This is a genomic window from Bacillus sp. 7_6_55CFAA_CT2, assembly GCF_000238655.1.
Lineage (GTDB): Bacteria > Bacillota > Bacilli > Bacillales > Bacillaceae_G > Bacillus_A > Bacillus_A cereus.
In genome coordinates, this window is sequence record NZ_JH414708.1 from 204,528 (window position 1) to 228,357 (window position 23,830).

Here is a 23,830-nt window from a genome sequence, read left to right on the forward strand (position 1 = left end):
CCTCCCCTTACAAGAAAATAATACCAATTTAAGGAAGGGGTTGTAAATTGAATATTCTAATAATTTGACAGTTAAAGAGATACTTGTTCATTAAGTTTTTTTAATCTTATTCAGATGCTCGGGTGATGAAGAGGTTTTTAAGTTGAATGTGAATAGAAAAAGGGAAGGTATAGATTATGTACAAATAAATACGTTGTAAAAATAATGTTAACAAAAGGAGAGTACAGCAAAGAAAAATGAGTTATGGGGTAGGTTTTTATTAATGTGGATAAAAATGGATGAAATTTTAGAGAGAGGGCTAAGTTTTATTTTGTTACATTGTTCCGTTTTTATACATATACAGGCTATATTTAATAAAAAAAGCCCAGGCCCCTTGATAAACAAGGTTCCTAAGGCTTTTAATACTACTCTTTGCAGAGTACCGAGATTAACGAGAGTAGAACTCTACGATTAATGCTTCGTTGATTTCAGCTGGTAACTCAGAACGCTCAGCGTGACGAGTGTAAGTAGCTTCTAATTTGTCAGCATCGAAAGTTAAGTATTCTGGTACGAAGTTGTTAACTTCGATCGCTTCTTTAACAACAACAAGGCTGTTAGATTTTTCGCGAACGCTGATAGTTTGACCAGGTTTTACACGGTAAGATGGGATATCTACGCGAGCGCCATCAACCATGATGTGACCGTGGTTTACTAATTGGCGAGCTGCACGACGAGTGCGAGCTAAGCCCATACGGTAAACTAAGTTGTCAAGACGAGCTTCAAGAAGGATCATGAAGTTTTCGCCGTGCTTACCAGGCATTTTACCTGCTTGGTCAAATGTGCGACGGAATTGACGCTCAGTCATGCCGTACATGTGACGAAGTTTTTGTTTCTCTTGTAATTGTAAACCGTATTCTGAAAGTTTCTTACGTTGGTTAGGACCGTGAGGACCTGGTGCGTAAGGGCGTTTTTCTAATTCTTTTCCTGTGCCGCTTAGAGAGATTCCAAGACGACGAGACAGTTTCCAAGCTGGACCTGTATAACGAGCCATAGTTGACTCCTCCTTTAAAAATGTTTTTATTTACGTAAAATAAAAACAGACGTAATCGATATTTACGGGCATTTTGTTTTCATGTACCTTCGCTCCAGCAGCAGGGAGTTACGAGATACACCTCCGTAGAGGAACAAAATACAAACGATAAACTCACATTACAAGGCTGCCTTTTTATTTTACACAAACGCTATTATATCTTTTACCCAGAGTTTCGTCAAGCGAGTACGTTTTTGTTTTATGCATAAAAATTTTGGAAATTAATATAAGAAGGAATTTAAAACAATATAGAAGAAGAGATAGAAACACAAATAAAACGCTTACATAAAATGAAGGAAAACGTTCATCAAATTTTTATGGATGAATATGCGGCAATAAAAACATAAGGGGGATGTTTTTATGAAAAAGAAGCATATGGAGACAGCGTTAATTCACCACGGTTATATACCTGAGGAACATAAAGGAAGTTTAACACCACCTTTATTTCAAACTTCTACATTTACATTTGAGACTGCGCAGCAAGGAGAGGCGAGTTTTGCGGGAGTGGATCCATCTTATATTTACTCACGGCTTGGAAATCCAACTGTGAAATTATTTGAAGAACGTATGGCGGTGTTAGAAGGAGGAGAAGAGGCGCTTGCCTTCGGATCTGGTATGGCAGCTATTTCAGCAACGTTAATCGGTTTTCTAAAAGCTGGAGATCATATTATTTGTTCAAATGGATTATATGGATGCACGTACGGTTTTTTAGAAGTGTTAGAAGAAAAATTTATGATTACGCATTCGTTTTGTGATATGGAGACAGAGGTTGATATTGAAAATAAAATTCGTCCAAATACAAAGCTTATTTTCGTTGAAACACCGATTAATCCGACAATGAAATTAATTGATTTAAAACAAGTGATTCAGGTTGCGAAGCGAAAAGGTTTACTTGTTATTGTTGATAATACATTTTGTTCACCTTATTTACAAAGACCGCTTGAGCTTGGCTGTGACGCTGTTGTGCATAGTGCGACAAAATATATTGGTGGTCACGGTGACGTTGTAGCGGGTGTAACAATTTGTAAAACGAAAGCATTAGCTGAAAAGATTCGCCCGATGCGAAAAGATATCGGCGGTATTATGGCGCCGTTTGATGCGTGGTTATTATTACGCGGGTTAAAGACGTTAGCAGTAAGAATGGACCGTCATTGTGATAATGCAGAAAAAATTGTATCGTTCTTAAGAAAACATGATGCGGTAGAAGATGTTTGGTATCCAGAAGGAGAGTTAGCATCTCGTCAAATGAAACACGGGGGCGGTGTTATTTCTTTTTCAGTAAAAGGCGGAAAAGAAGAGACACAAGCGTTTATTAATGATCTTCACTTTATTACAATTGCGGTGAGTTTAGGAGATACAGAAACATTAATTCAGCATCCAGCAACGATGACGCACGCTGCGATTCCAGCGGAACTAAGAAAAGAAATGGGCATTTTTGATAATTTAATACGCTTATCGGTCGGTTTAGAATCGTGGGAGGATATCGTTTCTGATTTAGAGCAGGCATTAAAGAAAATATCTACTGTTAATCAATAAAAAAGAGTGAGCTATCGGTTTTGTACAGGACGTACTAAATCGATAACTCGCTCTTTTCTTTTTACATATGTTTTAGGAGTGTTTCCACAAACTTTTCTAAATAGCGCTGATCTACTTCATCGAAACGATTCTTTTCAGGACTATCAATGTCAAGTACACCAATGACAGCTCCTTCTTTCACAATCGGTACAACGATTTCTGAATTAGAAGCACTATCGCAAGCGATGTGACCTGGGAATTGGTGAACGTCTGCTACAAGCTGCGTTGTTTTCGTTTCAGCTGCAACGCCGCAAACGCCTCGTCCAAATGGAATGCGCACGCAAGCAGGCATTCCTTGGAATGGTCCAAGAACAAGCTGAGTTCCTTCTGTTACGTAAAAGCCAACCCAATTAACGCGATCTAAAAATTGGTTTAATAATGCGGACGCATTTGATAAGTTTGCGACTACGTTTGATTCGCCAGTTAATAACGCATCCAGTTGTTTAATTACTGTCTCATATTGCTGCACGCGAGATCCTGCATAACTTTCTTTAGTAAACATGGAAACAGCTCCTTTTTTATCGAGATGTGTAAAATATTAGCAAAATACGATGTATTTCACATGACTTTGTCGATAGAAAATTAAAGGAATTTGTCTTAAAAGTCAAGAAATTTAAACTATAGCTGTTCAGTGAAGGGAAGTGAGCGCATGAAGCAGACGAAACAAAAAGTAATTGATGCGGCAATATCGTTGTTTAATACGAAAGGTTATGATGGAACGTCAGTGCGAGACATTGCAAAGCGAGCGGATGTGAATGTAGCGAATATTTCATATTATTTTGCTGGGAAGCAAGGTTTATTAGAACAGCTTATTACTGATTTTTTAGAAGGATATATTCATGTGATTGAAATGTCGTTTGAACAGAGAGAGTATTTGTCGGCTAAAGATGTAATGGTGCAAATGGTGCGCGGGATTTTACGATATCAATTTGAAAATAGAGAACTAACACGTTTCTTCTACCGAGAGCTTTCGCTTGATACGACATTAATTCGTGAAGTGATGACCGTTTATTTTTCTAAAGAAAGATATTATATAGAACAAATGATTAGACAAGGACAAATGAAACAAGAATTTCAGAAAGTATCATTTACAATGTTTATGACGCAATTAAAAGGTATGATAAGTATGCCGTTTTTATATCCACAATATATATCAGAAGTACTCCATTCTTTCCCGTCTGAGACATTTTTCATAGAAATGTATACGAAAGAGATTGAGCAATGGATGGAACAAGCATTATGTAAAGCGAATATGTACCATGAATGGCCAAGAGCTGTTCATATGTGAAGAATCCCCACCTAACGAACTGAGGTGGGGATTTTTATGTTTACTTTTCTTTGCCATAAATTGTTACATAATAGCGCGATAATTGTTAATGCAGCTCCAGCGATTTCAATTTTATCCACTGTATAACCTCGAAAGATAGAACCGATTAGTGCAAGGATAGGAACTAAATTCATAAATAATATGCCGTTAATAGATGAAATATAGCGATTTCCCATATTCCAGCAAAATACAGCGATAACGCCTGCGATAATCGACATATAAAAGAGCTCAAAACGAACGCTCACAACTGTACGCAGTGACGGTATAGTAACTATATTTGTGTACGTTAAGAAAGTAACAATAACGATGAGTGAAATGGAGCCAAATAAACAAGTTAATGTCGTGTACCTAAGTGGTGACCAAGATTGAAAACGAGCACCCCCGTTTGTATAAATGACCCAGCAAGTAACGCCGCATAGCATCAATATATTTGTCGATAAGTGGCTTGCAGCTCCAAATAATAATTCAATATTTCCTTTTGAAATGACAAGCATAACACCAAGTAATGCAACGAACATACAAAGGAATGTATAGTTTTGTGGGCGGCGATTTTTCGTTATCCATTGCAGTGATAAGGCAATCAGTGGCATAAGGGATTGAATCATAGCTGCATGGATTGCTCCGGAAGGTCCGGCAAGTTGTTGTCCGTAGAAAACGAGAAAACCATACCCCGCGAAACCGACTGTCCCGTAAAAGAATAGAGAAAGTGTTCTTTTTTCTAAGCGGAGTGAAGTCTTTCCTTCAGTAATTAATAGCAAAATAAGAAAAATAATAGCTGCTGATCCATAGCGAAGCGTTGTGAAGAAGAATGGATCGATAAATTGCAGAGCATTTGCCATTACAGGAAACATAAATCCCCAGGCAGTGACGGCGAGTAAGCATAGAAAGGATCCGAGTAGCATTTGTTTTTTGTTCAAGAGTATCTTTCCCCTTTACATTTCGTTATAGTAAGTTGATGAAATAAGTATAAAGAGTAATTGTTTATAGGAGGAAATATCGATTTCTTATAACGGTTATAACTTTTTGTTAGAGGTGTGTACAATGGATTTGGAGGCAGTACGATCGTTTATTGAAGTGAAGCATACGCGAAGTTTATCAAAGGCAAGTAAGATTTTACATATATCTCAACCAGCGCTTAGTAAACAAATTCAAAAGTTAGAAGCGGATTTAGAAGTTACTTTACTTAAACGTTCTGCGCAAGGAGTAGAGTTAACGGAGGCAGGAGAGTTATTTATAAAAAGAATGTTACCAATTTTGGAGCAAATAAATGAAGTGAAAACAGAAATGAGGGGGTATCAAGAGAACCGGAAGTTTTCAATGGGTATACTACCGAGTTTAGCGGAGTATTACATATCAGAATGTAAAGATATATTAGGTGATGAGTTCGAAGTGGAATGGCAAATCGGACATACGGAAGTATTAAGAGAGTTATTTAAAGCGCGGGAGATTGACGCGATGTTCATCGATTCAGTAGTAGAAGGTGCTACGTATATAAAAGAAGTGCAACAAGAGAAAATTGTTTGTGCCGTTTCAAATAATCATCCGTACAAAGAGAAGATAGTCATTCAAATAGAAGAGCTGCACAATGAAAAATTAATTGTATATCCAGAAATATGTGATGTAAGGAAAATGATTATGAACATGTTTCATGAAATAGGTGTAAAACCAACTATAGCTGTGGAAACATCTTACGCAGAACCGATGCTTGCAATGGTAAAAGCTGGCCTTGGTATCACGTTACTTCCAGAAAGGGCAGTAGAGCAGTCTGTAAGGCAAGGAAATGTACATGTAATTTCTGTTGAACCACCACTCATGCGGAAAATTTATTTCGTATCCCATACGAAAGATTGTTTGTTATTACAATCATTTGAGGATAGGTAGTGACGTAGGCGGAATATTGAGAAAGATTACAATCACATTGAAAGGAACATGAAATTTTTAAAAAAACTAGGTCAAAAACAAACCATTACATGGTATGATTAGTACATTGTTAGTTGTTAAATATAGGGGAATTCCCTTTTTATACATAATGCCTTCCATTTCATAAACGGAACGGACAAAAAAAGAGATATAACTAGGAGGCTTTTTTGCATGGATTCTATCCTGACGATCGTTATCATTGTAGTAAGCTCTATTCTAGTGCTGCTCATGATAGAGCTTGTGATAAGAAATCGTTCATATAAAGATATTGAAGCACTGGAGCAGTGGAAACAAGAGATAAAAGATAAACCTGTGGCAGATGAACTAAAACGGGTAAAAGATTTAAACATGACGGGTCAAACAGAAGAACTGTTTGGTAAATGGCGTGAAGAATGGGATGAAATTGTATCAACAACCCTTCCGAAAGCTGACAAAGATTTAGCGCAAGCGCGAAAATTCGCCTCGCAATTCTCCTTCCGAAAAGCAAAGCATGCGATGAACGAATCCATAAGTGGTTTAGATGACGCTGATAATCGTATTACGGACATTTTAAATGAATTACAGCAATTGTTAGAAAGCCATGAGAAAAATAGCTCGGAAATTGAAGGGTTACGTGATACATATCGTAGTATGAAAAAGAGTGTTCTTGCTCATAGACATATGTATGGAGCAGCAGAGCAGAAAATCGAAGAGATGCTAGACGCTGAATCTGAGAAATTTAAAACCTTTGAAGAAGCGACAAACAATGGTGACTATTTAAAAGCGAGAGAAATTGTTATTAGTTTGGAAGAAGGTTTAGCAGATTTAGAAATCATTATTCACCAAATTCCAGATTTATTGGTAGAGTGTCAAGCGACGTTACCAGTTCAGCTGGAAGATTTATTACACGGACACAATGATATGGTAAGACAAGGTTATGTATTAGATTATTTGGAAGTCCCTAAAGAAGTTCGTGATATGACGAAACAACTACAAACATGTTTAATGGATATACAGGAGCTTCATATAACAGAAGCGGCTGAAAAAGTAGAAAACTTAAAAACACGTTTAGATGGCTTCTACGATCAACTGGAACAAGAAGTACATGCGAGACATTATGTGGAGCAAAAAACACTTTCTGTTTATGATGATTTAGAAGAAATGCGCATCGAAACGATTGAAACGAAAACAGAAACACAACTTGTGAAACAAAGCTATCAGTTACAAGATAAAGACATTGAGTCTCAAAAAGTAATTGAAAAGCAAATGCACATTTTAACGAAACGTTTTGAAATGCTACAATTACGCGTTGCAGAACAAGATATTGCCTTCTCTATTATTCGCGAGGAACTAGAAGAGGTTTATGAGCAATGTGAAACGTTAAAAGTACTTCATGCAGAATATAAAGAAATGCTGCAAACGATGCGCAAAGAAGAATTTGAAGCACGTGAGAAGTTACAAGAAATGCGAAATACTATTTTCGAAACGAAACGCTTTATGCAAAAGTCGAATTTGCCAGGTCTTCCAGAGAGTATTATGGAAGATTTAAAAAGAGGGCAAATGGCAATGCAAGCTGTATATGAACAATTAGAAGTGAAGCCGTTAAATATGAACGCTGTAAATAGCAGTTTAGAAGAAGCATATACAACTGTGAACGGTGTGGCTGAAATGACAGAAGAGTTAATTGGACAAGCGTATTTAGTGGAAAAATTAATTCAGTACGGTAACCGTTACCGTAGTCATGATGAAAATCTGGCAGAAAGTTTAAATTATGCTGAGAAATTATTCCGTGAATACCAATACGATGCAGCTTTAGAACAAGCGGCTTCAGTATTAGAGCAACTTGAACCTGGCGTTGTTCAAAAAATAGCTGAATATGTAGACAATGAACAAACCCTTTCATAAAAGGGTTTGTTTTTTTATGTAATTTTGCAGGCGATGTTGCTATAATGAATAGCGGAATACAGCAAGGTTATTCGTTTCAAAATAAAGTGAAACTGTAATCGGTGGGAAGATTCATCCCCACTGATTACTAGCCTTCACCAATCGGGCATTTACGGGCAGTTAATCTCCCATCTAACTTCTTTGCTCTAACTGGATTTTGAGGTGAGAGTCTTATTGCCCGTTAACGCGGGATAAAGTGAAACTGTAATAGGAGGGCATCCTCGCCAATTATTAGCCTTCACCAATCGAGATAAAACGGAACCTTTGCGTAGTCTTAGCGTAATGACACGTATTTATGATATGATTATACGATGTGATAGCGCTGAAAGGGGAAGAACGATGATCTATTTTGATAATAGTGCGACGACTAAGCCATATCCAGAAGCTCTTCAATCGTACGTGACGGTTGCTGGGAAATATTTTGGTAATCCTTCTTCTATTCATTCGCTTGGAGGAGAGGCAGAGCGTCTATTAACACAATCAAGAACGATTGCAGCGCAGCTTCTTCGTGTTAAACCTTCTGAAATTATTTTTACATCAGGTGGAACGGAAGGGAATAACCTTGCGATTAAAGGGATAGCGATGAGGAATCGTTCGCGTGGTAAACATATCATTACAACAAATATTGAACACGCGTCTGTGTTTGAAGCATATAAGCAATTAGAAGAACTCGGGTTTGATGTAACATACTTACCGGTTAAAGAGCATGGTGTTGTATCGGTAGAAGATGTGAAACGAGCGCTTCGTGAAGATACGATTCTTGTGTCAATTATTCATGTGAACAACGAAACTGGAGCAATTCAGCCCGTTGCTGAAATTGGAACGTTATTATCGAATCATCCGAAAATAAGATTCCATGTAGATCATGTACAAGGGATAGGAAAAGTACCGCTTGATTTATATGCTTCTCATATTGATCTTTGCTCAATATCTGGACATAAATTCCACAGTGTAAAAGGAACAGGTCTTCTTTATGTACGCGATGGCGTAAGATTAGATCCGATTTTATCAGGTGGTCAACAAGAGCTTAAGTATCGCTCTGGTACAGAGAATTTACCTGGCATTGTAGCGATGGTGAAAGCACTTCGCATGACAATGGAACAAGTGAAAGAAAAGGTAGCTCATTTGCAAAGTTTACAAGCAGAGCTTGTTCGTTTCTTTAAAGAGATGGAAGATGTAACGATTAACACGTCGCTTGCATATGCAGCACCGCACATTTTAAATGTATCATTTGTTGGTTTAAAACCAGAAGTAGTCGTTCATGCTTTAGAAGAACACGGTGTATATGTGTCAACGAAATCTGCTTGTTCTTCAAAAGCAAATGAAGTGAGCAGAGTGTTAGTGTCAATGGGAGTGCCGCATGCAGCAGCTGCAAGCGCTATTCGTATTAGTTTGGCACCAGAAAACACAATGGAAGAAGTAAAACAATTTGAAGGTATTGTAAAAGAGACGATGCCAAAATTATATGAAGTGATGAGGTAAAGAAATTATGTTGAAATATGAATATATTTTAGTGCGTTACGGAGAAATGACGACAAAAGGTAAGAACCGTTCTAAGTTTGTAAGCACATTAAAAGATAACGTGAAGTTCAAACTGAAAAAATTCCCAAATATTAAAATCGATGCAACACACGATCGTATGTACATCCAGTTAAATGGTGAAGATCATGAAGCGGTATCTGAAAGATTGAAAGATGTATTTGGTATTCATAAGTTTAACTTAGCGATGAAAGTACCATCAGAATTAGAAGACATTAAAAAAGGTGCATTAGCAGCTTTCTTACAAGTAAAAGGCGATGTGAAAACATTTAAAATTACTGTACACCGTTCTTATAAGCATTTCCCAATGAGAACGATGGAATTATTACCTGAGATTGGCGGACACATTCTAGAAAATACAGAAGATATTACTGTAGATGTTCATAATCCAGATGTAAATGTACGTGTAGAAATTCGCAGTGGTTATAGCTACATTATGTGTGATGAGCGTATGGGAGCTGGCGGTTTACCAGTTGGCGTTGGCGGAAAAGTAATGGTACTTCTTTCTGGTGGTATTGATAGCCCAGTAGCAGCGTACTTAACGATGAAACGCGGCGTATCTGTGGAAGCAGTTCACTTCCATAGTCCACCTTTCACAAGTGAGCGTGCAAAACAAAAAGTAATCGATTTAGCGCAAGAGTTAACGAAGTATTGTAAACGAGTAACGCTTCACCTTGTTCCGTTTACAGAAGTGCAAAAAACGATTAATAAAGAAATCCCATCTAGCTATTCAATGACGGTTATGCGCCGTATGATGATGCGTATTACAGAGCGTATTGCTGAGGAGCGTAACGCACTTGCAATTACGACTGGTGAAAGTCTTGGGCAAGTAGCAAGCCAAACGTTAGATAGTATGCATACGATTAACGAAGTAACAAACTACCCAGTTATTCGTCCGCTTATTACGATGGATAAATTAGAGATTATTAAAATCGCTGAAGAAATCGGCACGTATAATATTTCAATTCGTCCATATGAAGATTGCTGTACTGTATTTACACCAGCAAGCCCAGCGACGAAGCCGAAACGTGAAAAAGCAAATCGTTTTGAAGCGAAATACGATTTCACAACATTAATCGATGAAGCTGTAGCGAACAAAGAAACAATGGTATTACAAACGATAGAAGTAGTGGCGGAAGAAGAAAAATTTGAAGAACTTTTCTAAACCATAAATTACCATATCTAAAACGTGTATGAAGTCATGTTATTTATCACACTCTATACTCACAAGGAGGTGATATAACATGTCACGTAGCACAAATAAATTAGCGGTTCCTGGTGCTGAATCAGCATTAGACCAAATGAAATACGAAATCGCTCAAGAGTTTGGTGTTCAACTTGGAGCTGATGCAACAGCTCGCGCTAACGGTTCTGTTGGTGGTGAAATCACTAAACGTCTAGTTTCACTAGCTGAGCAACAATTAGGCGGTTACCAAAAATAATCCCATATGATGGCTTAGAAAGAGCGGGTTCTCCCGCTCTTTCTTTTTTGTGTTGCCATTTGTCGGTAAGTTGATGTAATTTCATTTAGTAATTCGACAGAACTGAAAAATTTGTCAAAAGAAGAGGGTTCAAAATTAACAGAAAATTCTTTATTATATAAAGGAGGCATAAAGAAAAGGGAGGATATTTTATGAAGCGAGAAGAATTGTTGGCGCCACCGTCTTATAATTTAGTTTCTGAAATAGAGAAATATACGGGTGATAAAGGGAAATTAGCTTTAATTTGGCAAGATGATAAAGGGAATCGAAGGGAAGTTACATACGCTGAATTAATGCAAGGTGCGAATAAAATTGGAAACGCTTTTATAAAAAGTGGTTTGCAAAAAGGGGACAAGCTTCTCATTATGATGCCGCGTTTAATTGAAGCGTACATGACGTATATTGCTGCTATTAAAGCAGGATTTGTCGTAATTCCAAGCTCGGAAATGTTACGTAAAAAAGATATAGAATATCGAATTGGACATGGAGAAGTAAAAGCGATAGTAAGCTATGAGCCGTATATTAGGCAGTTTGATGATATAGAAGCGATGGAATCTCTTCGAAAATTTGTCCTGAGCGAGCAGTCAGTAGATGGATGGATTAATTTAAAAACAGCGTTAGAAACAGAGAGTGACAGGTTAGAAATGGCGAAGACAGATAAAGAAGATATGGTCTTTTTATCTTACACGTCAGGAACGACAGGAAATCCAAAAGGTGTCGTTCATACACATGCGTGGGCATACGCTCATTTACGTACGAGCGCTCCAAATTGGCTCGGAATTGAAGAGAATGATATTGTATGGGCAACAGCTAGTCCAGGCTGGCAAAAGTGGATTTGGAGCCCGTTTTTAGCAACGCTAGGATCAGGGGCAACAGGGTTTGTATATCACGGTAAGTTTGAACCGAAAACGTACCTGAACTTATTAGACGATAATAAGGTAAATGTACTTTGTTGTACACCGACTGAGTATAGATTAATGGCAAAGGTAGAAGATTTAAGCCAGTACAATTTAGAGGCATTACATAGCGCTGTATCAGCAGGTGAGCCGTTAAATAGAGAAGTCATTGGAACGTTCCAAAAGCACTTTCATATTACAGTGAGAGACGGCTATGGGCAAACGGAAAATACATTACTTGTTGGTGTAATGAAAGGGATGGATATTAGACCAGGTTCAATGGGGAAACCAACGCCAGGTAACCACGTCGATATCGTAAATGAGGAAGGTACTCCAGTTAAAGTAGGCGAAGTTGGTGATATTGCAGTTCACATTGAAACGCCGGCCCTCTTTAAACAATATTACAAAGACGATGAACGTACAGCGATGCAATTCCGCGGTGATTATTATATTACAGGTGATAAAGCGAAGAAAGATGAAGACGGCTACTTCTGGTTTGAAGGGCGCGGTGATGATATCATTATTAGCTCTGGTTATACAATCGGGCCGTTTGAAGTAGAAGATGCACTTGTAAAACATCCTTACGTAAGAGAATGTGCAGTTGTCGCAAGTCCTGATGAAATTCGTGGAAGTGTCGTGAAGGCATTTATCGTATTAAGAGAGAATATAGAAAAGAACGAAGAAACATTAATTCCAACACTCCAACAACACGTCAAAGAACTCACTGCACCATATAAATACCCTCGCAAAATTGAATTTGTAGATGAACTACCAAAAACGATTTCTGGAAAAATTCGCCGTATTGAACTTAGAAAACAAGAGATGGAGATTCCGTCAAAATAATTTTGAAAACAGTGAAGTAAATAGTTGAATGAAATGCAAAACAATGATAATATAAAAACGAACACAAGTTCGATTTTATAAACTTAAAAAAGAGGTGTCCGTATGATTTTAGGGATTAATCCGTACTTAGTTTTAGATGGTAGTGGGCAAGAAGCTGTACAGTTTTATAAAGAGGCTTTAGATGCAAAAGTAGAAGTCATGCAAACTTTTGGTGACATGCCTGAAAATCCAGAATACCCGATTCCAGCTGAAGCGAAAGAGCGTGTTTTACACGCTACTTTAAAAGTTGGTAATACGGATCTTATGATTTCTGATACATTCCCAGGTCAAGGACATGCAATCGGATCTCAAGTAACAATCGCAATTCAAATTAGTAATGCAGAAAAAGCAAAAGAAGTATTCGATAAGTTACAAGAAGGTGGAGAAGTTATCATGCCACTTCAAGAAACATTCTGGAGCCCAGCATACGGACAAGTAAAAGATAAATTTAATATTGAATGGCAAGTTACAACGTCTACTACTGAACAAAAGTAATTTTTAGAAAAGCACCATGTTTTGAAATGGTGCTTTTTTTTATACAATAAAAAATAAAGGAGATGGGATATATGGGAGAAATTTGGTATGACGGCACCATTTACACAATGAGAGAAGAAAATGAAAAAGTGGACGCTGTTTACGTTGAAAACGGCATAATTGTTGATGCTGGTAATAAGGGAGAATTAGAAAGCAGATATTCAAACGTAAAGTTACATGACCTAAAAGGAAAAACAATGATCCCAGGTCTCGTTGATAGCCATATGCATCTTATTGGGCATGGAGAGGGATTACTCCGTCTAGATTTATCAAATTGTACATCTTATAGCGAAGTACTGGCTCTTGTTCAGAAGCGAGTGGAAGAAGCTCCAAAGGGCTCTTGGATTATTGGAGAAGGATGGAATGAAAATAACTTTACAGATACGAAAGATGTTCACGCGCGTGATTTAGATGAAATTTCGAAAGACCATCCTATTTTATTAAAGAGAGTTTGTCGTCACGTTACATGGGTGAATTCATACATACTGCAAGAAGTGAATATAACAGAAGCGACAGAAGATCCAAAAGGCGGGAAAATTGGCAGGGATTCATCAAATAAGTTAACAGGACTTTTATATGAACAAGGGCAAGAATTAATTAAACATGTTCAGCCAGAAATTGATGAAGCTTATTTACAAAGAGCTCTGCAAACAGCGATTAAAGATTGCTGGAAATACGGACTCGTTGGCGGGCATACGGAAGATTTAAATTATTATGGTGGTTTTAGAAAAACATATAATGCGTTTTCTCACGTTATAAAAGAAATGCCATTTAAAGCCCATTTGCTCGTTCACCATGAAGTAGCACATGAACGAAAAGAATATGAAAATGAACATTATATTGAATTTGGGGCAATGAAAATTTTCTCTGACGGTTCTTTTGGCGGAAGAACAGCATTATTAAGTGAACCGTATGAAGATGCGAAGGAAACGAATGGGGTTGCGATTTTCTCACGTGAAGAACTTGCAGAATTAGTGAAGAAAGCACGAGATTTACATATGCCAGTTGCGATTCATACTATCGGTGACTTATCGCTTGAATATGTCATTGATGCACTCGAATTATATCCACCAGCAAAAGGGTTACGTGATCGCATTATTCATTGTCAGCTTGCTCGTGAGGAGTTAATTGAAAGAATGAAAAACTTGCAAGCCATTATAGATATACAGCCAGTCTTCCTTTCATCAGATTTTCCGTCAGTCATTGAAAAACTAGGAGAGCGCCGTCTTCGTTATGCGTACGCTTGGAAGACGTTACTGGAAGCAGGATTACACTGCAACGGTGGTTCAGATGCTCCTATTGAACAAGTGAATCCGTTTTTAGGCATATATAGCGCTGTTACACGTAGAAGTTTTATTGACGGTGTATGCTATATGCCTGAGGAAAGATTAACGGTATATGAGGCTGTTTCTTTATTTACAACAGGAAGTGCCTATGCAATTGGAAAAGAAGCGAAGCGAGGGCAAATTACAAAAGGATATGAAGCAGACTTTACAATATTAGACCGCAATATGTTTGAAATTGAGGCAGAAGAAATAAAAGAAGTAGAAGTAGAAATGACCGTAATAGATGGCCAAGTTGTCTATAGAAAAGATGCGTAAAAATATATGAGCGATTATCGGAATATATCGACTTACCGACAAAAACTGACAAGAATAACGGCCGGATAGTAAGAGATTATTGTCCGCGCCAATCGGGGTAAATAAATAACCGCAGAATTATGGAATTCCATAATTCTGCGGTTATTTTAATCCTATAAAAACGTTCTCTGTACTTTTTCCCAGAAAGAGTTGTTTTTTAATTTAACTGTTTTAATTTGTTTATCGCTTAAGCGTACAACAGCTTTTTCCACTTGTTTAATACTAAGCGCTTCGTTATCCATGCCGATAACAGGATAATCGTTACCGTCTGGTCTTAGTTTTAAAGTTAATGTACGTTCGTGATTTAAAATGAAAGGTGAACCGAGCGTACGGTAAGTGTTGTTGTTTAAAGATGCTAGTTCGCTTACTTGGAAACATGGGATAAGCGGGTCAACAACTGCACCATGCAATGATTTATTGTAAGCAGTACTTCCTGTTGGGGTAGAAACTACTAAACCGTCCCCTCTAAAAGTTTCGAAATATAAATCATCAACGTGAACATCTACAACGAATGTTTTAATAATGCTAGAACGTAATGAGAACTCATTTAAACAATGGAAAGATGTACTGCCATCTACATCTACCTGAATTGTTGGATATTTACGCACTTCAATTTCATTTTTTGTAATTTCTTGAAGGGCTGTATCAACGTGATCAATATGGAAATCGCAGTAGAAAGAAATTTCATCTTTCGTAGAAATCCCTGCGTATAAACAATCTTCTCTAAAACCAGTTTTACGAACGGCTTGTAAGAAGGTTGCATCATCTCCAACACTGACGATAGCGTTTGCATTTTTTGGATGATCTAATATGGTAAATCCATTCTCTTCTAAAATACGATAGATTGGTTTCATTTTTTCAACGAGCGTTGCTTTGTCATCACCATAAAAGAAAAATAAATTGCGACGATCTGCCATTATGTATCCCTCCACTGCAGTTAAATTTTCTGTTTTTCGTGCTACATATCATTAGAGTCCGTTCCCTGATGATATGTTCAAATAATATATTTCGATATAAATTGTCAAAATACCTTTTTATTTTTAGAAAAATTTTTATATTCAATCTTATAGAACCCTGTTTAATGATGAATAAAGTTGTCGATAATGGGTACGGAGTGAAAGGATGATACGTATGAAGTGGTTCGTAATTGGAATAATAATTCTTCTTCTTTTTATTTTGTTTATACTATTGTCGAAAATAAAGCTTAAGGTGACATTTTTATATTCAGAAATGGAAAAGCAATGTTTGCTTCAAGTGAAAATATGGATGATTCGATATACATTTGATGTGTTGGAAAGAATTGAAAAACAGCAGAAAAAGACAGGACAGAAAATCGAAAAAGCTGAAGAGGACGGCGGACTCGATAATAAAATTATGGCGCAACTTGACAGCATTGGTGAACTGATAAAAAAGCTTCAAGAAGTTCATACTATTGTTAAAGATTTTCTCAAACGAGTGAAAATCAATGGTTGGAAATGGCATACACAAATTGGAGCAGGCGACGCAGCTAGTACTGGAATTGTCACTGGATATGCATGGGGGACAAAAGGTATGGCTGCTGGAGTTGTCGGACAATATATGCATATTGTCGATGTACCAGAATTTGAAATTACTCCTGTTTTTCAAGGGAAAGGATTTGCGTCAAGATGTGAGTTAACAGCATCTTTTCGGATATTCCGCACTATAAAAACAGCGGTGAAATTGCTCATATTTATGAGGAAGCAAAGATCTGGTATGACAGAAAAATCTGTTCAAGCATAGGGGGGATATAGAATGGACCATCCAATTCAAGGTTTAATGACAACCGCAATGCAGCATTTAAAACAAATGACTGATGTAAATACCATTGTTGGTGACCCAATTAAAGCGGCAGATGGAAGTGTAATTCTTACTGTTTCGAAAGTAAGTTTTGGATTTGCTGCTGGTGGAAGTGAATTTGGTAAAGTAGAACATTCAGGCCGCCATCCATTTGGCGGGGGAAGTGGTGGAGGAGTTTCTATTAATCCTGTTGCCTTTCTTGTTATAAATGGAGATGGTGTGAAAGTATTGCACTTAGATAAACAAACACACGTCATCGATAAAATAATTGAATTAGCTCCACAAGCTGTTGATAAAGTGAAAGAAATGATGGATAAACGAAAAGAAGATGATCCTGAATTTCAAATTTAACGAATAAAGAAGCTAATCAATAGGTTAGCTTCTTTAATTTTTTTGTAAATAAAGCGATTTTATTTGCATTATCGATAGGGACAAACTATCATTTACATTGTACATATTTTGTTTAAATAAGGGAGGATTTTCAAGTGGCAAACGTAACTTTTAAAGGTAATCCAATGACTTTAGTTGGAACAGAAGTTAAAGTTGGCGATCAAGCGCCAAACTTCCAAGTATTAGCAAACGACTTATCTCCAGTAAGTTTAGAAACATACAAAGGCGAAGTGAAATTAATTAGTGTTGTACCTTCAATCGACACAGGTGTTTGTGATGCACAAACACGTCGTTTTAACCAAGATGCAGCAGGTATTGAAAACGCGAAAGTATTAACAATTAGCGCTGATTTACCATTCGCTCAAAAACGCTGGTGTGCAGCAAACGGTTTAGAAAATGTTGTAACACTTTCTGACCACCGTGACCTTTCATTCGGTGAAGCTTACGGCTTAGTAATGAAAGAGCTTCGTTTACTTGCTCGTGCAGTATTCGTAGTAGATAGCAACGACAAAGTAGTTTACGCAGAGTACGTAAGCGAAGGTACAAGCCATCCAAACTATGAAGCAGCATTAGAAGCAGCTAAATCTGCGAAGTAATGTGAAGGAAATGACCTCTTATAAAGAGGTCGTTTTTTCTCATATATTGCTCTGTAACGGCATCGATATATGAGAAAAAACGTTATATCATATATAACTTAAAAGGGAGCTCTTTACAGGAGGTCGCTTTTTCTTTTTGGAAAAAAACACTTTGTGGTATGATATAAGTTATGTGTAAAAGAGAGAAGGAGGAATGTACGTGAGTCAGACAGTAGAAACATTATTTTCTATTTTTGATTCTTCTGCGGTAGTTTTACGTAAAGAATTAGATGTAACATATTTAGAGGCGCTTGTAGAGACAGGTGATAACTTGTTTGAGGGAGCGATTTTACAAGAAGAATTATCCGAATCAGCAATTGAAAGGCTGAATCGTGAATATAGTACGTTTAATGAAGAAACATATAAAGGTGAAGAAATTCGTAAAGCATTTCAGTTAGCCATCTTAAAAGGAATGAAAGAAGGCGTACAAGCGAATCATGAAATGACACCTGATGCAGTTGGTATGTTTATGAGTTATTTATTCCATAAATTTATGCAAGGGCAAAATGAAATTACAGTTTTAGATCCTGCAATTGGAACAGGTAACTTAATGACTACAGTGTTTAATAGCGCCAAAGAAGGACTAACAATGAGTGGATTTGGTGTAGAAGTGGATGAAGTGCTAATTAAACTTGCTTTAGTAAATGCAAATTTACAAAAGCATGCAATCGAATTCTTCCATCAAGATGGACTAGCACCACTTTATATCGATCCAGTTGATGCAGTGGTTTCAGACTTGCCAGTTGGTTATTATCCAAACGAAATCGGTGCAAGTGAATATAAATTAAAAGCAGATGAAGGAATGTCATATGCCCATCACTTATTTATTGAACAAAGTGTGAAACATACGAAAGAGGGCGGGTACTTATTCTTCTTAGTACCAAACTTCATTTTTGAAAGTGACCAGGCACCAAAATTACATGCATTTATTAAAGAAACATGCTTTATTCAAGGGTTATTACAGCTTCCTGTTTCCATGTTTAAAAACGAGAAAAATGCAAAAAGTATATTTGTTCTCCAAAAGAAAGGCGCTAATGTAACAATGCCAAAACAGGCGTTATTAGTGGAGTTGCCTAAATTCTCTAACATGAAGGCGATGGAAGACATTATGGATCAATTAAATACTTGGTTTGCAACACATAAATAAAGCTAGGTATATGTAACAGCATTAGTGATTCATGTAGTACAGTTTTATATAATATGTCATATTTTTAAATATATACAAGATTTAACTGAATTTTTTTGAAATCTGTAATATATATTTTTTCTTGGTGTTACAATTTTTTCACTTGAAATATATGTCGGACGATGTTTAAATTAAAATCGTGAGTATAAAATTTGCTAATGATGAAACGTTTTCATATTTAGTGAATTTGATCAGATAAAATCGAGCGGTTTGTGGAAACATCCACACAACTACCAAGAGAAAAAGGGGCGAAAGACTAGATGTCAAAAATCATCGCGATTAACGCAGGAAGCTCTTCCTTAAAATTCCAATTATTTGAAATGCCAAGTGAAACAGTATTAACAAAAGGTTTAGTAGAACGTATCGGTTTAGAAGATAGTATCTTCACTATTACTGTAGATGGCGAAAAACAAAAAGAAATTACAAACATTCCAGATCACGCAGTAGCAGTTAATATGCTTCTAAAAAAATTAACTGAAAACGGAATCGTTAAATCTCTAGATGAGATTGGCGGTATCGGTCACCGTGTTGTTCACGGCGGCGAAAAATTTGCTGACTCTGTTTTAATTACTGATGAAGTATTAGCTGATATCGAAGAATTAAGCGATTTAGCACCACTTCATAACCCAGCAAACGTTGTTGGTATTAAAGCATTCCAAGAAGTATTACCAAACGTACCAGCAGTAGCAGTATTCGATACAGCATTCCACCAAACAATGCCGGAATCTGCATTCCTATACAGCCTACCATATGAGTACTATGAAAAATTCGGCATCCGTAAATACGGTTTCCACGGAACTTCTCATAAATATGTAACTGAGCGTGCGGCTGAATTATTAGGTCGTCCAATTGAAAGCTTAAGCTTACTTTCTTGTCACTTAGGTAACGGTGCAAGTATCGCAGCAGTAGAAGGCGGTAAATCTATCGATACTTCTATGGGCTTCACTCCACTTGCTGGTGTAACAATGGGTACACGTTCTGGTAACCTTGACCCTGCGTTAATTCCATACATCATGGAAAAAACAGGCCAAACAGTAGAAGAAGTAGTTAACGTATTAAACAAGAAGAGTGGTATGTTAGGTCTTACTGGTTACTCTAGTGACCTACGTGACATCATTGCGAAAGAAGAAGAAGGCGACCACCGTGCGAAAGTAGCACTTGATGTATTCGTAAGCCGTATCCACAAATACATCGGTTCTTACACTGCTCGTATGAAAGGTGTAGACGCAATCATCTTCACAGCTGGTGTAGGTGAAAACAGTGCGATTATTCGTGAGCGCGTATTAGAAGGCCTTGAGTACATGGGCGTATACTTTGATGCAAAACGTAATAACGTATTCGGTGAAGAAGCATTCATCAGCTTCCCACATTCTCCAGTAAAAATTATCGTAATTCCAACTGACGAAGAAGTTATGATTGCTCGTGATGTACTACGTCTTGGAGATATTGGTTAATATATGAAAAGAAAGACGAGATCCTATAGGATTTCGTCTTTTTTCTTTTGGATGTATTTTAAAACTCCATCCGGATATAATATTTTTTCTTTCTGAATGAATGCCGTAATAGGAATCCATTTCGCATACGCTACTGTTTCCTCATCTTGTATATTTAATGTTTTCATTTCATATAGTGACGTGTCTAATAAACGCAAAGAATATAGTTGAATGATTTCATGACCAATGTCTCCATCTAGATGAAAGACATTTTCTAAACAACCTAAATAATTGGTGATTTCCACTTCTGTATGAAGCTCTTCCCTAAATTCACGAATAACGGTATGTGCTGATTGTTCACCAAGTTCAATTGAACCACCAAGAGGTCGGTAAAATGTTTCATCGGCTGAATGATATTCTTGTACGAGAAGACGCCCGTGATGTATAGCAATGCCAAAAGTACATATACAATCACTCCTTATTTTTTTGTATAAGGAAGATTATAATGTGTTTTGTAGTAAAGGTGTCATGTATTTAAGAATGTGGTCTAATCGTAATTCCATCAAATAAGTTTTTCCAAAATGCTTCATTGTATTGGTATACATCCATAATAGGACATTTCATAACGCAAACACGTTGTAATCCCCAATCTTCTTGGGTGATAGTTGGTATATCGGCAGGAATTAGTAACAGGACAGAGAATGTATGTGTAACGATTTGAGATAAAATTTGTTCTAGGGAACATGCTTCTTCATATGTTCCTCCAGTTCGAGTAAATAATATGGATTCTGCCGTTTCAATTGTAGCTAGAAAACGATTAATACGATGTTCATAGTTTAACTTAATTTCTGTATAAGAAGGCCAAGAAGTTGGTGTGTTTACATCTGTTTTAAAGTCATGACAGGAGTCAATTTCATAAAGGTTGTCCCTTAATCTTAATTTTGCATCATCATCCCAAAATGAGATGAAGGATAAATTTTCGAAATTTAAAAAGCGGTCAAATCGATTTTGTAATAATACATTCACTTTTTCTAATGAGGGGCTTAGCATAAAATCAATAACGCCAAAAAATGGTGATAATTCTAATTGATATAATGCCCAAGCAGGCCAGCAGTTTTGTCCTAAGCTGAATACCGCATTATATTCTTTTTTTATATCGGATAGATTCATGTGATTTATCTCATCCTTTTTGTTAATATTTTATGCCATTCAAAAATGGTATGTGAATAAAGATAGACAAGCATATTTGCAAAGAATAAGCAGAAATATGTTACAATAGAAAAAAATCGAACGAGGTGGTTGTTACGATGCGATCGAAGCGAGAACAAGCCATTTTAGACAATATAAAAGAATGGGAAGCGCAATTAGTTGAGCAAGAAGCGACCGATTTTCAAAAAGTGTTTGATAAATGGTTACATACTACAGTTGCGAAATTACCTGAGAAAAAGCGAAAAGAATTCTTCACGAAAGCAGATGGATGGCTCTTTCATTTGCATGCATTTATTCAAAGTTCACAAGCACAGTTAGATGCACGTAATCGGATTTTAGGAACATCAAGATTATTTGATGAATCGATTGAACAGCTTGAAGATTTGAAAGCATTATCTATTGATCAATTAACATACATAGCAGAGCAGCAAACAGCACGTCATCGTCTATATTCATTTGTACAAGGCGGGGCAACAGGTGCTGGAGGTTTATTATTATTAACGGCGGATTTTCCGGTTATGATCGCGTTAAATGTGAAGGCAGTCCAACTTATTGCAACATCATTTGGACATGATGTGAACAAGCCGTATGAAATGATGCTTGCGTTAAAGGTGTTTCATGCGTCATTACTACCAGGAAGACTTCAGCAATATGCATGGTACAATTTATTGCAAGAGCTGGAGCAGGAAGATTCGTTCTTTTACGAAGGAGACGAAGCAGTGCTACAAACAGCTTCTACTGAGGTTGTGTTAAAACAAATTTTGAAGACATTTTCGATTTATGCTCTTCGTCGTAAATTATTCCAAGGTATACCGGTAATTGGAATGGCAATTGGATCTACAGTGAATTATCGTTTAACAAGAAACGTTACTGAATTTGCAAATAGATTTTATCAAGTGCGCCATATAGTCGAGAAAGAAAAAAGAGCATAAAAAAAGCGAGAGGCCGAAGCCTTTCGCTTTTTTAATTTGTTGCATGTTTTTTGGACATTGGAACAGATACTGGCTGTTTTTCTGCTGTTTTTTCTGTTTTTGGATAATAAATTAAATCCAATGTTTTTGCCTGTACGGCAATCGAAAGAATAGTAAAAGCAATTTCTGTCCAATTTAAATAATATAATGAAAGCGCAAGAACAATCGCGTCAAAGACGAAGAAAATTTGCCCAATTGTAAAACGAGTTCGTTTACTTAATACAATTGTTAAAATATCGTCTCCACCGGTTGCACCGCCAAATCGCAATATAAAACCGAGTCCAATACCAGCTAACGCACCGCCAACTACTGCAGCTATAAATAAGTTATTTGATAAATCTACCGTAAATGGAGAATAATTTTCCATAAAGGAATAAAATACTCCGAATGAAATTGAACCTAGGAATGAATAACCAACCATTTTTCTACCTAAAAATGAAGCGCACAGTAAAATAATTGGGATATCCATTAATACAGTTGAAATAGATGGTGAAATATCATAAAAGTTTTGAATGAATAGTGCAATTCCTACAAAGCCACCTTCTGTTAAGTGGTTTTGGAAGTGAATGTGATATAGCGCTGCTGCTAAAATAAATGAACCGATTAAAACCATAAAAATTTCTTTAATAATTTGCCGACTTTGGATGTTCCTCATCGTTATTCCTTCTTTCCGTAGTTAGTAGTCCTTTTTGTGTTGTAAACTAACTACGAGCTCACATGTAGCTTTCAGTTAGTTTACGAAAAAACTAACTACGCTATATGTCGCTGAAGAAATAACGAATAATCCTCTCGTCCATCAATTCTCCCTACCTTCGTTTTAGTTTAAGTCTTAAAACGACTAAACAAAACGTGGAGTAGGATTCGTCATTTAGCAATCCTGCTCTTCTTTGTTTTGTTTAGTTAGTAACAATTAAGTCCTAAACAAAACGCTATGTGTAAGAAGAGTCTTTTTTTTGCCAAATTATCCTTCGGGCAATCATAATTTCCCCACTCTCGTATTTTTTTCGCTAGACTAAAGTATCTGAGCTGAAAAATACGCTACGTGTATGATTCGTCAATACGATGCCACATGCTCCTTCGAGCGATCATGATATCAAAATCCCTTCCTTCAAGATTTATACTATTATATCATACTTTTAAAAAATGTATGCGGATGGAAACCGACAATAAACGGAGGGAATCTACAAAAAATGTTATGTTTAAATATTTTTGTAGAAAAGCCTAAGTTATTTCGGAGGATTGGACAGTTTGTAACGGTTTGTCCAATAAGTAAGAAAAAAAGGGTTTTATTCCGTTGTATTCTTTTCATCACTTTTATCTTTAAAAAACGCATCCCAACTAATCACACTTAAAAAAGTTAAAGCGATAATAACGAAAGCACGCATAAGCTGTAGACCTCCTT

23 protein-coding genes are annotated in these 23,830 nt (G+C 36.8%); 16 read left to right on the forward strand and 7 right to left on the reverse strand.

The annotated features are described in order from the left end of the window. Window positions 1-427 precede the first annotated feature (427 nt). Entirely contained in the window at window positions 428-1,030 is a 603-nt protein-coding gene (rpsD, locus tag HMPREF1014_RS01190) for a 30S ribosomal protein S4 (protein WP_000135317.1), read from the reverse strand. A 399-nt stretch (window positions 1,031-1,429) separates the two neighbouring features. Between rpsD and megL the strand changes: the two genes are divergently transcribed. After that, window positions 1,430-2,605: a methionine gamma-lyase gene (gene megL, locus HMPREF1014_RS01195; protein WP_000726558.1), complete on the forward strand. Its 1,176-nt coding sequence runs from the start codon at window positions 1,430-1,432 to the stop codon at window positions 2,603-2,605. A gap of 61 nt (window positions 2,606-2,666) precedes the next feature. On the opposite strand, the gene HMPREF1014_RS01200 is transcribed toward megL, so the two are convergent. Continuing rightward, the gene (locus tag HMPREF1014_RS01200; RefSeq protein WP_000494342.1) at window positions 2,667-3,146 is read right to left on the reverse strand and encodes a GAF domain-containing protein; all 480 of its coding nucleotides are present in this window, start codon (window positions 3,144-3,146) and stop codon (window positions 2,667-2,669) included. 147 nt (window positions 3,147-3,293) lie between these two features. Between HMPREF1014_RS01200 and refZ the strand changes: the two genes are divergently transcribed. Continuing rightward, window positions 3,294-3,932, forward strand: coding sequence for a forespore capture DNA-binding protein RefZ (gene refZ, locus HMPREF1014_RS01205; RefSeq protein ID WP_000814923.1), 639 nt, complete (start codon window positions 3,294-3,296; stop codon window positions 3,930-3,932). 11 nt (window positions 3,933-3,943) lie between these two features. Here refZ and HMPREF1014_RS01210 read toward each other — a convergent pair whose 3' ends face one another. After that, window positions 3,944-4,888 carry a DMT family transporter gene (locus HMPREF1014_RS01210; RefSeq protein ID WP_001986680.1) on the reverse strand — a complete coding sequence of 315 codons (945 nt, stop codon included), beginning with the start codon at window positions 4,886-4,888 and terminating at the stop codon, window positions 3,944-3,946. A gap of 124 nt (window positions 4,889-5,012) precedes the next feature. Between HMPREF1014_RS01210 and HMPREF1014_RS01215 the strand changes: the two genes are divergently transcribed. The 8 genes from HMPREF1014_RS01215 to HMPREF1014_RS01250 all read left to right on the forward strand — a co-directional run bounded on the left by HMPREF1014_RS01215 (window position 5,013) and on the right by HMPREF1014_RS01250 (window position 14,747). Continuing rightward, on the forward strand, window positions 5,013-5,852 hold the full coding sequence (locus HMPREF1014_RS01215; RefSeq protein WP_000362537.1) for a LysR family transcriptional regulator: 840 nt from the start codon (window positions 5,013-5,015) through the stop codon (window positions 5,850-5,852). Between the two features lie 210 nt (window positions 5,853-6,062). Beyond that, window positions 6,063-7,775, forward strand: a complete 1,713-nt coding sequence (gene ezrA / locus HMPREF1014_RS01220; RefSeq protein ID WP_000377305.1) for a septation ring formation regulator EzrA — start codon at window positions 6,063-6,065, stop codon at window positions 7,773-7,775. A gap of 378 nt (window positions 7,776-8,153) precedes the next feature. Then, a complete protein-coding gene (locus HMPREF1014_RS01225; protein WP_000638988.1) occupies window positions 8,154-9,296 on the forward strand; it encodes a cysteine desulfurase family protein in 1,143 nt (380 codons plus the stop codon). A 7-nt stretch (window positions 9,297-9,303) separates the two neighbouring features. Continuing rightward, complete coding sequence (gene thiI / locus HMPREF1014_RS01230) at window positions 9,304-10,518, forward strand: tRNA uracil 4-sulfurtransferase ThiI (RefSeq protein ID WP_000922343.1); 1,215 nt, start codon at window positions 9,304-9,306, stop codon at window positions 10,516-10,518. Window positions 10,519-10,597: 79 nt separating this feature from the next. Further along, on the forward strand, window positions 10,598-10,795 hold the full coding sequence (locus HMPREF1014_RS01235) for an alpha/beta-type small acid-soluble spore protein (RefSeq protein WP_000091640.1): 198 nt from the start codon (window positions 10,598-10,600) through the stop codon (window positions 10,793-10,795). 191 nt (window positions 10,796-10,986) lie between these two features. Continuing rightward, on the forward strand, window positions 10,987-12,573 hold the full coding sequence (gene mbcS / locus HMPREF1014_RS01240) for an acyl-CoA synthetase MbcS (protein WP_000817770.1): 1,587 nt from the start codon (window positions 10,987-10,989) through the stop codon (window positions 12,571-12,573). Window positions 12,574-12,675: 102 nt separating this feature from the next. Beyond that, window positions 12,676-13,107, forward strand: a complete 432-nt coding sequence (locus HMPREF1014_RS01245; RefSeq protein ID WP_000600350.1) for a VOC family protein — start codon at window positions 12,676-12,678, stop codon at window positions 13,105-13,107. Between the two features lie 71 nt (window positions 13,108-13,178). After that, window positions 13,179-14,747, forward strand: coding sequence for an amidohydrolase (locus HMPREF1014_RS01250; RefSeq protein WP_000503953.1), 1,569 nt, complete (start codon window positions 13,179-13,181; stop codon window positions 14,745-14,747). Between the two features lie 152 nt (window positions 14,748-14,899). On the opposite strand, the gene HMPREF1014_RS01255 is transcribed toward HMPREF1014_RS01250, so the two are convergent. Next, window positions 14,900-15,703 (reverse strand): NAD kinase, encoded by an 804-nt coding sequence (locus HMPREF1014_RS01255; protein WP_000785177.1) that lies wholly within the window; start codon window positions 15,701-15,703, stop codon window positions 14,900-14,902. Window positions 15,704-15,908: 205 nt separating this feature from the next. On the opposite strand from HMPREF1014_RS01255, the gene HMPREF1014_RS01260 reads away from it, so the two are divergent. The 5 genes from HMPREF1014_RS01260 to ackA all read left to right on the forward strand — a co-directional run bounded on the left by HMPREF1014_RS01260 (window position 15,909) and on the right by ackA (window position 20,269). Beyond that, window positions 15,909-16,547, forward strand: coding sequence for a DUF2953 domain-containing protein (locus HMPREF1014_RS01260; protein ID WP_002098024.1), 639 nt, complete (start codon window positions 15,909-15,911; stop codon window positions 16,545-16,547). 12 nt (window positions 16,548-16,559) lie between these two features. Continuing rightward, on the forward strand, window positions 16,560-16,955 hold the full coding sequence (gene ytfJ / locus HMPREF1014_RS01265; protein WP_000350003.1) for a GerW family sporulation protein: 396 nt from the start codon (window positions 16,560-16,562) through the stop codon (window positions 16,953-16,955). 134 nt (window positions 16,956-17,089) lie between these two features. Then, window positions 17,090-17,590: a thiol peroxidase gene (tpx, locus tag HMPREF1014_RS01270; RefSeq protein ID WP_000024525.1), complete on the forward strand. Its 501-nt coding sequence runs from the start codon at window positions 17,090-17,092 to the stop codon at window positions 17,588-17,590. A gap of 199 nt (window positions 17,591-17,789) precedes the next feature. Beyond that, window positions 17,790-18,776 carry a class I SAM-dependent methyltransferase gene (locus HMPREF1014_RS01275; protein ID WP_000084367.1) on the forward strand — a complete coding sequence of 329 codons (987 nt, stop codon included), beginning with the start codon at window positions 17,790-17,792 and terminating at the stop codon, window positions 18,774-18,776. 299 nt (window positions 18,777-19,075) lie between these two features. Further along, complete coding sequence (gene ackA, locus HMPREF1014_RS01280) at window positions 19,076-20,269, forward strand: acetate kinase (protein WP_000034575.1); 1,194 nt, start codon at window positions 19,076-19,078, stop codon at window positions 20,267-20,269. 23 nt (window positions 20,270-20,292) lie between these two features. Here ackA and HMPREF1014_RS01285 read toward each other — a convergent pair whose 3' ends face one another. Both HMPREF1014_RS01285 and HMPREF1014_RS01290 read right to left on the reverse strand, forming a co-directional pair. Next, window positions 20,293-20,715, reverse strand: coding sequence for an NUDIX hydrolase (locus tag HMPREF1014_RS01285; protein ID WP_085959026.1), 423 nt, complete (start codon window positions 20,713-20,715; stop codon window positions 20,293-20,295). A gap of 67 nt (window positions 20,716-20,782) precedes the next feature. Further along, on the reverse strand, window positions 20,783-21,418 hold the full coding sequence (locus HMPREF1014_RS01290) for a DUF1796 family putative cysteine peptidase (protein WP_001053735.1): 636 nt from the start codon (window positions 21,416-21,418) through the stop codon (window positions 20,783-20,785). A 137-nt stretch (window positions 21,419-21,555) separates the two neighbouring features. Here HMPREF1014_RS01290 and HMPREF1014_RS01295 point away from each other — a divergent pair, with 137 nt between their 5' ends. Further along, the gene (locus tag HMPREF1014_RS01295; protein WP_001256853.1) at window positions 21,556-22,389 is read left to right on the forward strand and encodes an EcsC family protein; all 834 of its coding nucleotides are present in this window, start codon (window positions 21,556-21,558) and stop codon (window positions 22,387-22,389) included. A 31-nt stretch (window positions 22,390-22,420) separates the two neighbouring features. Here the strand turns inward: HMPREF1014_RS01295 and HMPREF1014_RS01300 are convergent, their stop codons facing one another. Then, the gene (locus HMPREF1014_RS01300; protein WP_001244515.1) at window positions 22,421-23,083 is read right to left on the reverse strand and encodes a YitT family protein; all 663 of its coding nucleotides are present in this window, start codon (window positions 23,081-23,083) and stop codon (window positions 22,421-22,423) included. Window positions 23,084-23,830: the final 747 nt, after the last annotated feature.